Source organism: Phenylobacterium sp. (assembly GCF_030654915.1).
GTDB lineage: Bacteria > Pseudomonadota > Alphaproteobacteria > Caulobacterales > Caulobacteraceae > Phenylobacterium.
Genome location: NZ_JAURWM010000319.1, coordinates 1 through 7,870 on the forward strand (window position 1 = coordinate 1; position 7,870 = coordinate 7,870).

The 7,870-nt window shown below is 64.8% G+C and carries 11 protein-coding genes, 1 tRNA gene and 1 pseudogene; 1 reads left to right on the plus strand and 12 read right to left on the minus strand.

Annotated elements, in window-relative coordinates; all coding sequences use genetic code 11:
* The 11 genes from rplL to Q7T84_RS16860 form a co-directional block, all read right to left on the minus strand.
* The coding region (gene rplL, locus Q7T84_RS16810) for a 50S ribosomal protein L7/L12 (protein WP_304811120.1) at positions 1 to 341 on the minus strand (341 nt) is incomplete at its 3' end.
* 45 nt (positions 342 to 386) lie between these two features.
* On the minus strand, positions 387 to 902 hold the full coding sequence (rplJ, locus tag Q7T84_RS16815) for a 50S ribosomal protein L10 (protein ID WP_304811122.1): 516 nt from the start codon (positions 900 to 902) through the stop codon (positions 387 to 389).
* Between the two features lie 344 nt (positions 903 to 1,246).
* Positions 1,247 to 1,675 (minus strand): DUF5367 family protein, encoded by a 429-nt coding sequence (locus Q7T84_RS16820; RefSeq protein WP_304811124.1) that lies wholly within the window; start codon positions 1,673 to 1,675, stop codon positions 1,247 to 1,249.
* Positions 1,663 to 2,487 carry an enoyl-CoA hydratase-related protein gene (locus Q7T84_RS16825; RefSeq protein ID WP_304811127.1) on the minus strand — a complete coding sequence of 275 codons (825 nt, stop codon included), beginning with the start codon at positions 2,485 to 2,487 and terminating at the stop codon, positions 1,663 to 1,665. The genes Q7T84_RS16820 and Q7T84_RS16825 overlap by 13 nt, the downstream gene beginning before the upstream one ends.
* 18 nt (positions 2,488 to 2,505) lie before the next feature.
* Positions 2,506 to 3,585 carry a hypothetical protein gene (locus Q7T84_RS16830; RefSeq protein WP_304811129.1) on the minus strand — a complete coding sequence of 360 codons (1,080 nt, stop codon included), beginning with the start codon at positions 3,583 to 3,585 and terminating at the stop codon, positions 2,506 to 2,508.
* Positions 3,586 to 3,706: 121 nt separating this feature from the next.
* Positions 3,707 to 4,396, minus strand: a complete 690-nt coding sequence (gene rplA / locus Q7T84_RS16835; RefSeq protein WP_304811131.1) for a 50S ribosomal protein L1 — start codon at positions 4,394 to 4,396, stop codon at positions 3,707 to 3,709.
* 3 nt (positions 4,397 to 4,399) lie between these two features.
* Positions 4,400 to 4,831, minus strand: coding sequence for a 50S ribosomal protein L11 (gene rplK / locus Q7T84_RS16840; RefSeq protein ID WP_304811133.1), 432 nt, complete (start codon positions 4,829 to 4,831; stop codon positions 4,400 to 4,402).
* Between the two features lie 111 nt (positions 4,832 to 4,942).
* Entirely contained in the window at positions 4,943 to 5,506 is a 564-nt protein-coding gene (nusG, locus tag Q7T84_RS16845; protein WP_304811135.1) for a transcription termination/antitermination protein NusG, read from the minus strand.
* Positions 5,507 to 5,513: 7 nt separating this feature from the next.
* Positions 5,514 to 5,825 carry a preprotein translocase subunit SecE gene (secE, locus tag Q7T84_RS16850; RefSeq protein WP_304811137.1) on the minus strand — a complete coding sequence of 104 codons (312 nt, stop codon included), beginning with the start codon at positions 5,823 to 5,825 and terminating at the stop codon, positions 5,514 to 5,516.
* A 63-nt stretch (positions 5,826 to 5,888) separates the two neighbouring features.
* Positions 5,889 to 5,964 (minus strand) — tRNA-Trp (locus tag Q7T84_RS16855).
* A gap of 405 nt (positions 5,965 to 6,369) precedes the next feature.
* Complete coding sequence (locus Q7T84_RS16860) at positions 6,370 to 6,702, minus strand: hypothetical protein (protein WP_304811139.1); 333 nt, start codon at positions 6,700 to 6,702, stop codon at positions 6,370 to 6,372.
* Between the two features lie 305 nt (positions 6,703 to 7,007).
* Here Q7T84_RS16860 and Q7T84_RS16865 point away from each other — a divergent pair, with 305 nt between their 5' ends.
* A complete protein-coding gene (locus tag Q7T84_RS16865) occupies positions 7,008 to 7,682 on the plus strand; it encodes a beta/gamma crystallin-related protein (protein WP_304811141.1) in 675 nt (224 codons plus the stop codon).
* 62 nt (positions 7,683 to 7,744) lie between these two features.
* Here the strand turns inward: Q7T84_RS16865 and tuf are convergent.
* Positions 7,745 to 7,870 (minus strand): annotated as a pseudogene (tuf, locus tag Q7T84_RS16870) (elongation factor Tu); the annotation flags it as partial.

Genomic DNA, 7,870 nt, shown 5'->3' on the forward strand with positions numbered 1-7,870 from the left:
TTGGCGATTTCGTCGGCGACTTGCTTCGAGACGTTTTCGACGACGTTCTGCGGAGCGCCTTCGACCAGGTCCTTGGCTTCCTTCAGGCCGAGGTCCGGACGGACGCCGCGGACTTCCTTGATCACGTTGATCTTCTTGTCGCCACCGGCGGTCAGAACAACGGTGAACTCGGTTTGCTCTTCGGCGGCTTCGGCCGGAGCGGCAGCGCCGCCGGCAGCGGCGACGGCGACCGGCGCGGCGGCCGAGACGCCCCACTTTTCTTCGAGCAGCTTGGAGAGATCAGCGGCTTCCAGGACGGTCAGGGTGGAGAGTTCTTCGACCAGCTTTTCGAGCTTCGACATGTGTATGTGTCCTTAGGGAATTGAAGTTGTGTTCGGGAATGACGATCAGGCGGCGTCTTTGGCGGCATATGCGCCGAAGACACGAGCCAGCTGGCCGGCCGGGGCCTGCAGGACGCCGGCGACCTTGGTGGCCGGGGCTTGCAGAAGGCCGATGATCTTGCCGCGGAGCTGGTCGAGGGACGGCAGCGTCGCAAGCGCGCTGATGGCCTTCTGGTCCAGGATCTCGGTGCCCATGAACCCACCAACGATGGCGAACTTTTCGTTCCCCTTGGCGAATTCAGCAGTGATCTTGGCGGCGGAGACGGCGTCCGGCGCATAGGCGATGGCGACAGGGCCGGTGAAGAGGGCGTCGCCCGCCTCGCCGATCGAGCCGTTCAAAGCCTTTTGAGCCAGGGTGTTCTTCACCACCTTCAGCTGGGCGCCTTCCTTGCGGAGGCGGCCCCGAAGATCGGTCATTTGCGCAACGGTCAGACCCAGGTTGTGGGTCACGACCACGGCGCCGGCGCCTTCGAAAACGCCCTTAAGCGTCTCGATCGACTCCTGCTTTTGAGCGCGGTCCATTGCGGTCTCCATACTCAAGTTGGCCGCCGGACGATTCCGACGACCGCAGCAGACGACCCATGCGAAGGCGAACCCTCACGCGGATCGTTTAAGCCTGTCCTTTGAGAGAAGCCGCAGTTCACACGCCCATCTAAGCCGATGGTCGGCGGAACTTCATCTTCCCGTCTCCCTGTGCTTGAGGAAGGGCTCTTCCTCGCGTCACGGATCCGGGCGGCCCCCGGTTCCCCACAGTTCTTGGACAGGATCGGGGAGCAAGCCCCCCGTCCACGCCTCTCCTTGCGGAGAGACGAAACTCTTGAAGGCGCGGCCTTTACACGCTCACGGCCGACAAGACAACAGCCCCGTCAGCGACGTGGCCGGGTGGCGATGACCGCGGTGGTCAGCATCACCGCGTAGCACCACAGCACGAAGGCGCCGAACAACGGCGCGTGACTAATCGGAAAGTTCGGCAGGACCTGGCCGAAAAGCGCCGTAACCCCTGCATCCAGCAGCATTTGCGGAGCGACGAACGCCACCAGCGCGCCTAGCCGATGGTCGGGCGTGACCTTGCGAACAAACACCAGGGTCGCGATCACTAGGCCTGCGCCGGATACCGCCCCGCTGATCAGCAAGGTCCAGGCGGGCCGGTCCACCCAGGCCGACGGCAGCAACCGGAGAATCAGCGTGGAGACCGCCCAGACAAACGAGCCACGCGCGGCGAACCACAAATATAGCGCCAGCGGCGAGGCGCCCTCCCCCACCATGGGAGCCGATCGCGCGCTTAGCCGAGCCAATTGGCTTTCCTCTTCCCGGTCCAGGCCTTCACGCCTTCCTTGTAGTCCGGTTCGGTGATCATGGCTTCCAGCAGCCGTTCAGCGGCCACGACCGCGCCGGCGGCGTCGCGGTGCAAATCGCGATAGATCTGCCGCTTGGTCTCGCGGGCCGATCCGGGCGCGACGCTGTCGGCGAGGTTGCGGGCATAGTCCATGACGCTCGGCATCAGGGCCTCGGGCTCTGTCAGCCGGTTCAGGAACCCCATCGCCTGGGCCTCCTGCGCCGTGAAGACGCGGCTGGACAGCAGGATGTCGTTAGCATGGGTCAGGCCGACGATGCGCGGCAGCACCCAGGACAGACCGAACTCGGCGGGGAAGTTGAAGCGCCCGTGGGCGGCCGTGAACTTCGCCCCTTGCGCAGCGAAACGCAGGTCGGCGAAGGCCGCCAGGACCAGCCCTACTCCCGCCGCGGGGCCGTTGATCGCGGCGATGATCGGCTTGCCGATACCGAAGTGATAGGCGAAGGCCGCATCGAAATGGGGATCGACGCCGAAGCCGGGCGTGGCGATGTCGTCGGCGGTGCCGGGATCATACCGCCCCTTTTCCGAATGCCCCTCCAGCGCGCCGAGATCGGCTCCGGCGCAGAACGCCTGCCCCTCAGGATCGCCGGTCACAACGATCACCCGGACATTGCGATCATGATCTGCCTGGCTGAGGATCCAGCGGTACTCGGTGTGCATCCGCCCGGTCCAGGCGTTGCGTCGTTGGGGCCGCGACAGAGTGACGGTCGCGATCCCATCCTTGATCTCGTAACGGGTGGTCTTGAGTTCCAAGGCAAGCCTCCACGGCGGTCAGTTGTAGAGCGGCTCGAAGCTGAAGACCCAGGGCGTATCTGTGTCGACGCCGACTTTCACCGCCCTCAGTTCGGGCGCGCCATAGACCTGCAGCCGAGTGATGTTGCCATAGAGCGCGGGCTTCATCTCCCCTTGGCTGACCATGAACGGCCGATCGACGATGAAATCGTGGTCATCGCCGTTGATCACCAGCACCGGCTTGCCGAACCGGCCGCCCAGGTCGCGGATCGCCAGGACGGTCCAATGATATGGCCCCTCGCGGCCGCCGCGCACCGCCTTGCCGCTAAACTCCCCGCCATCACGCTCATCGAACATGGCGGCCTGGAGCGAGATCACGACAGCCTTGGCGTTCTTGGCCTTGGCGTCGGCGAAGGTCGTTTTAATCCAGTCGATATTGGCGCGGTTGCGGGCGATCGCTTCGGCCGCGCGGGCCTCGCTAGTCATTATGAAGCCGTTGTTGGAGCCCGGCGCGCTGATCGTGGCGAAGACCACCCCGCCCTTCTCCCATCGGGTGTTCTCGGCGGTGTCCTTGAACGTCGAGACGTCGGGCTGGCGAACCAGCGGCATGGGCTTGCCGCCGACGCTCTGCGGCTTGGCGAAGAACACCTTGCGGATCAGGCCAAGGCTGCCGATCGGATCGTCGTAGCCGGCGCTGGTCATGCCGGCGTCCAGCCCTTGCAGCGGCATCAGCAGAGCGAGGTCGGCCGGGGTGGCCTTCTTCGCCACATAGCGCGAATAGGCCTCCAGGACGTCCGGCCGGCGGCAGTCGGCCCATTCGTTGTCGCCCGGCGTGTAGACCACTGGATGATCGTACTTCGCGAACCAGCCCAGGATCGAGCGGTGCTGGTCCTCCGTGCAGGGCAGCGCGCCCCAGGTGTCGCCGACATGGATCGAAAAAGCGGGCCCCGCCTTATTGATCCTGGCGATCAGGGCCTCATAGACCGGGTAGTCGACGCTCGGATTGTAGGCGGTGTCGCCCAGGGCGACGAAACTGAAGGTCTCCGCCTGCGCCACGCTTAGCGGCGCCAGCAAGGCCGCGGCCAAGGCCAGCCCTCGTATCGTTCGGCCGACAACCATCGCACGCTCCCCCTCAGGCTCTTCTCGTTAAGGTCGAGCTTAGCCGCGATGGAGGCAAAGAAAAGGGGCGCAGCGTTTCCGCTGCGCCCCTGATCGAGAGTCTTATGGCTGGTTGGGCGGCTTAGACGCCGACCGAACCGATTTCCACCTTGAAGCCCGGGCCCATCGTCGAGGACAGGCTGATCTTCTTGATGTAGGTGCCCTTGGCGCCCGACGGCTTGGCCTTGTTGAGCGCGTCCACGAGAGCGCGAACGTTGATCAACAGCGCTTCGTCAGTGAAGCTCGCCTTGCCGATGCCGGCGTGGATGATGCCGGTCTTTTCGGTGCGGAACTCGATGGCGCCGCCCTTGGCGTCCTTCACGGCTTGACCGACGTTCGGGGTCACCGTGCCGACGCGCGGGTTCGGCATCAGGCCGCGCGGACCCAGCACCTTACCCAGACGGCCGACGAGCGCCATCATGTCCGGCGTGGCGATCACGCGGTCGAATTCCATGAAGCCGCCTTGGATGCGCTCCACCAGCTCTTCGCCGCCGACGATGTCGGCGCCGGCCGCGGTTGCTTCAGCAGCCTTGGCGTCCTTGGCGATGACGGCGACGCGAACGTCACGGCCGGTGCCCGAGGGCAGCGAAACCACGCCGCGGACCTGTTGGTCGGCGTGACGCGGGTCGACGCCCAGGTTGACCGCGATCTCGATGCTTTCGTCGAACTTCGCCGTGGCGTTGGCCTTGACCAGCTTCATGGCGGCGTCGACCGGGTGAGCGACGGTACGGTCGCCGGACCAGGCTTGAATGCGCTTGGCTTGCTTGCTCATGGCTTAGGCCTCCACGATTTCGAGGCCCATCGAGCGCGCGGAGCCCTCGATGATCTTGGCGGCGGAGTCGATGTCGTTGGCGTTGAGGTCTTTCATCTTCTTCTCAGCGATCTCGAGCAGCTGGGCGCGCGAGATCGAACCGGCGACGGCGCGGCCCGGCTCCTTGGAGCCCGACTTCAGACCAAGCGCTTGCTTGATGTAGTGGGTCGCAGGCGGGGTCTTGGTGATGAAGGTGAAGGACTTGTCCTGATAGACGGTGATGACCGTCGGCAGGGGGGTGCCCTTGGCTTCCTTCTCGGTGCGCGCGTTGAACTCCTTGCAGAAGCCCATGATGTTCACGCCGCGCTGACCGAGCGCCGGCCCGATGGGCGGCGAAGGGGTTGCGGAGCCCGCGGGCACCTGCAGCTTGATATAGCCCAAAATCTTTTTGGCCATTTTCTCCTCTTTGACCGGACGCCCGGTCTGTTGAGCCGTGGTGCGGGGCTATGTGACCCTCCCCTCCCACGGATTTGAAACCCGGCCCAGTATCGGGCCGGGTTAGTCCGATCAGGCGATCTTCTCGACCTGACCGTATTCCAGCTCGACCGGGGTGGCGCGTCCGAAGATGGACACGGTCACGCGCAGACGAGTGCGCTCTTCGTCGACCTGTTCGACCGAGCCGTTGAAGCTGGCGAAGGGGCCGTCGGTGACGCGGACTTGTTCGCCGATTTCGAAGGAGATGGTCGGCTTCGGCCGCTCCACACCCTCTTCGATGGCGCCGATGATGCGGGCGACTTCCTTTTCAGAGACCGGCATGGGCTTGGAGCCCGAGCCGAGGAAGCCCGTCACCTTCGGGGTGTTCTTGATGAGGTGGTAAGCCTCGTCGGTGAGCTCCATCTTCACCAGGACATAGCCCGGGAAGAACTTGCGCTCGGCGTTGACCTTACGGCCGCGGCGGATTTCGACGACGTCTTCAGTCGGCACCAGGATGTCGGAGAAGGTCTCCTCCAGCCCTTGGCTCTTGGCCTGCTCGCGGATCGATTCGGCCACCTTCTTCTCGAAGTTCGAGTAGGCGTGGACGATGTACCACTTGTGGCGCGGATTGGGAGCGGTAGGGGTCTCGGCGTTCATGTCTCTCTTAACCCCCGTTAGCTAACTTGAGCAGCAGGCTCATTCCTGAACCCAACACCCAGTCGACCAGCAGGAAGAACAGCGAAGCCAAGACCACCATGATCCCGACCATCACCGAGGTGATCCAGGTTTCTTTACGCGTGGTCCAGGTGATCTTGCGCCCTTCGGCGCGAACTTCGCGGAAAAACTGCGCCGGGCTCGTGCGCTTCTTCTTCGCAGGCGCGCCTTGCGCCAAAGCCGAAGCAGGGGCGATCGCCGCTGCCGTTTTAGCGGCCCGGTTCTTCATCGCTTGCGGGGACGAACCCGGTTTCCTAGCCATCAGGCTCTTATGACTCTCTTCATGTGGGCGGCGGACCTCCGCGCCCGGCGTACTTATATAGGGTGGCAGGAGTGGAGGGATTCGAACCCCCGGCCCTCGGTTTTGGAGACCGATGCTCTACCAGCTGAGCTACACTCCTACTGCCCTGCCCTCGCGGGCCGGACTTCGAGCAATGAGCAAAACACCGGAGGACTGCTGGCCCACCGGCGCACGCGGCTCATCGCCGAAGCCGGGTCGTTTAGCAGCCGACTCCCGCACTCGCAAGGCCGCGATCAGCCCATGCGGCGCAAATCACAGCTTTAGGATCGAAGGTCCCTCACCGCGCGTTTCACACTACGAGCGACATAGAGGATCTCCATGCCGAACCCCAATGAGCACAGCGACGACAGAGCCAAGACCCGAGACGAGGATATGAAGCCCGGCAGGCCTCCCCGCCCGGCCACGGAGCCTGACGGCGCAGAAGGTTCGGCGCGCAACACCAAGACCCAGACCGATCCAGCGACCGGAGTCCCCCAGCCCCGCGCGCCGAAACCCAGCTAGCCCCTCAGCAGGAGATGCCGAGATAGTCGACCTTGATGTCGGTCAGCTTCACGCCGCAGGCCGACGTCCCGCCAGCTGGCCGTCCAGTCACCGAAACCCCAACCTTGCGCGACATGTCCACCGCCGGACTCGCTCCCGCCAGGTCATAGGTCTGTCCATCGGCGGCGATGGTCAGGCATCCGGTCGTCTCGGCCACGACGGGGCATCCCACCGCCGTGATTTTCTGAACCTGGGCCGCGGCGGAGGCTTGAGCCTGTCCCGCACCCTTCTCACTACAAGCTCCGCACAGAGCGACCGCCAAGACGATCGCCGACACACTCCCTAACGATACGCGCATGCTGTTCTATCCTTCTCGCATACGTCACGCCCTCACCGGACAAGCGCGACTGTGCGCCTGGGGCGTTGGTCCGGCAAACACGGAAATTGACGCGTGCGTCAATTCCAGAATCGGCAGCTAAGTTCTTGATTCTAGGGTGCGTGAACGGAGGCCTGCATGGATCTCTTGGGCTTCCCCAGGCCGCTGACCAGAGGGACGAACGGTCCCATGGCCCAGATCGCCTTGCTGGAGCTTGGGCTTGGTGTCTTATGCTTCCAGCACCTTTGCGGTGCTGCTCGTGACTTGAATCGGTAGGAATTACCAAGATGAAGGCATCATTCGCTGTTCTGGCCGTCGCAGCGGCGTTCCTCGCCGCGCCCGCCCAGAGCCAACCACAGCCGCAGCAGCCGCAGTCGACCGAGCGCTGGGGCCCAGGCGGCGCCGGCGGTCAGCAGGGTGGGAACTGGGGTGGACAGCAGGGCGGCCCATGGGGCGGCCAGGGCTGGCTCCCCCAAGGCAGCTACCGGCAGAGCTGCCGCAGCGCCACGGTGCGCGGCGCGGACCGCAACGCCACCCTGACGGCCAGTTGCCAGGATGGTCGCGGACGATGGAACTACAGCTCCATCCGCATTCAGGACTGCCGCGACGACATCCGCAACGATAACGGGCGGCTTGCCTGCGGCTGGAGCGGCGGCGGCGGCGGCGGTCGTCCGCCCCCCTGGCAGGGTCAGGGCGGGATCACGCTCTTCAGCTCGCCGGACTTCGGGGGTCAGGCCTTCCAGTCCAGCCGCGAGATCACCAACCTGCCGCGTCAGTACAATGACCGCGCGATGAGCCTGCGCATCGAAGGCCGGGGCGCGTGGCAGGTCTGCGCCGACAGCAACTTCCGCGGCCGCTGCCAGATCTTCAACCGCGACGTCCGGGACCTGCGGCAGTACGGCCTGGGCGAGGCGGTCTCGTCCATGCGTCCGGTCCAGGGCCAAGGTCCCAGCCCGTACTGAGCCCAACAAAAAGGCCGCCGGATTTCTCCGGCGGCCTGATCGTTAGTAAGGTGTCAGATCGCCTATTCGACGATCTTGGAGACGACGCCGGCGCCGACGGTGCGGCCGCCTTCACGAATGGCGAAGCGCAGGCCTTGGTCCATGGCGATCGGGGTGATCAGCTCGACGTCCAGCTCGGCGTTGTCGCC

Excerpts from the sequence above, each read along its gene's own strand:
- rplJ (WP_304811122.1), bottom strand. The coding sequence starts at position 902 with ATGGACCGCGCTCAAAAGCAGGAGTCGATCGAGACGCTTAAGGGCGTT.
- Q7T84_RS16830 (WP_304811129.1), bottom strand. The coding sequence starts at position 3,585 with ATGGTTGTCGGCCGAACGATACGAGGGCTGGCCTTGGCCGCGGCCTTG.
- rplA (WP_304811131.1), bottom strand. The coding sequence starts at position 4,396 with ATGAGCAAGCAAGCCAAGCGCATTCAAGCCTGGTCCGGCGACCGTACC.
- rplK (WP_304811133.1), bottom strand. The coding sequence starts at position 4,831 with ATGGCCAAAAAGATTTTGGGCTATATCAAGCTGCAGGTGCCCGCGGGC.
- nusG (WP_304811135.1), bottom strand. The coding sequence starts at position 5,506 with ATGAACGCCGAGACCCCTACCGCTCCCAATCCGCGCCACAAGTGGTAC.
- secE (WP_304811137.1), bottom strand. The coding sequence starts at position 5,825 with ATGGCTAGGAAACCGGGTTCGTCCCCGCAAGCGATGAAGAACCGGGCC.
- Q7T84_RS16860 (WP_304811139.1), bottom strand. The coding sequence starts at position 6,702 with ATGCGCGTATCGTTAGGGAGTGTGTCGGCGATCGTCTTGGCGGTCGCT.
- Q7T84_RS16865 (WP_304811141.1), top strand. The coding sequence starts at position 7,008 with ATGAAGGCATCATTCGCTGTTCTGGCCGTCGCAGCGGCGTTCCTCGCC.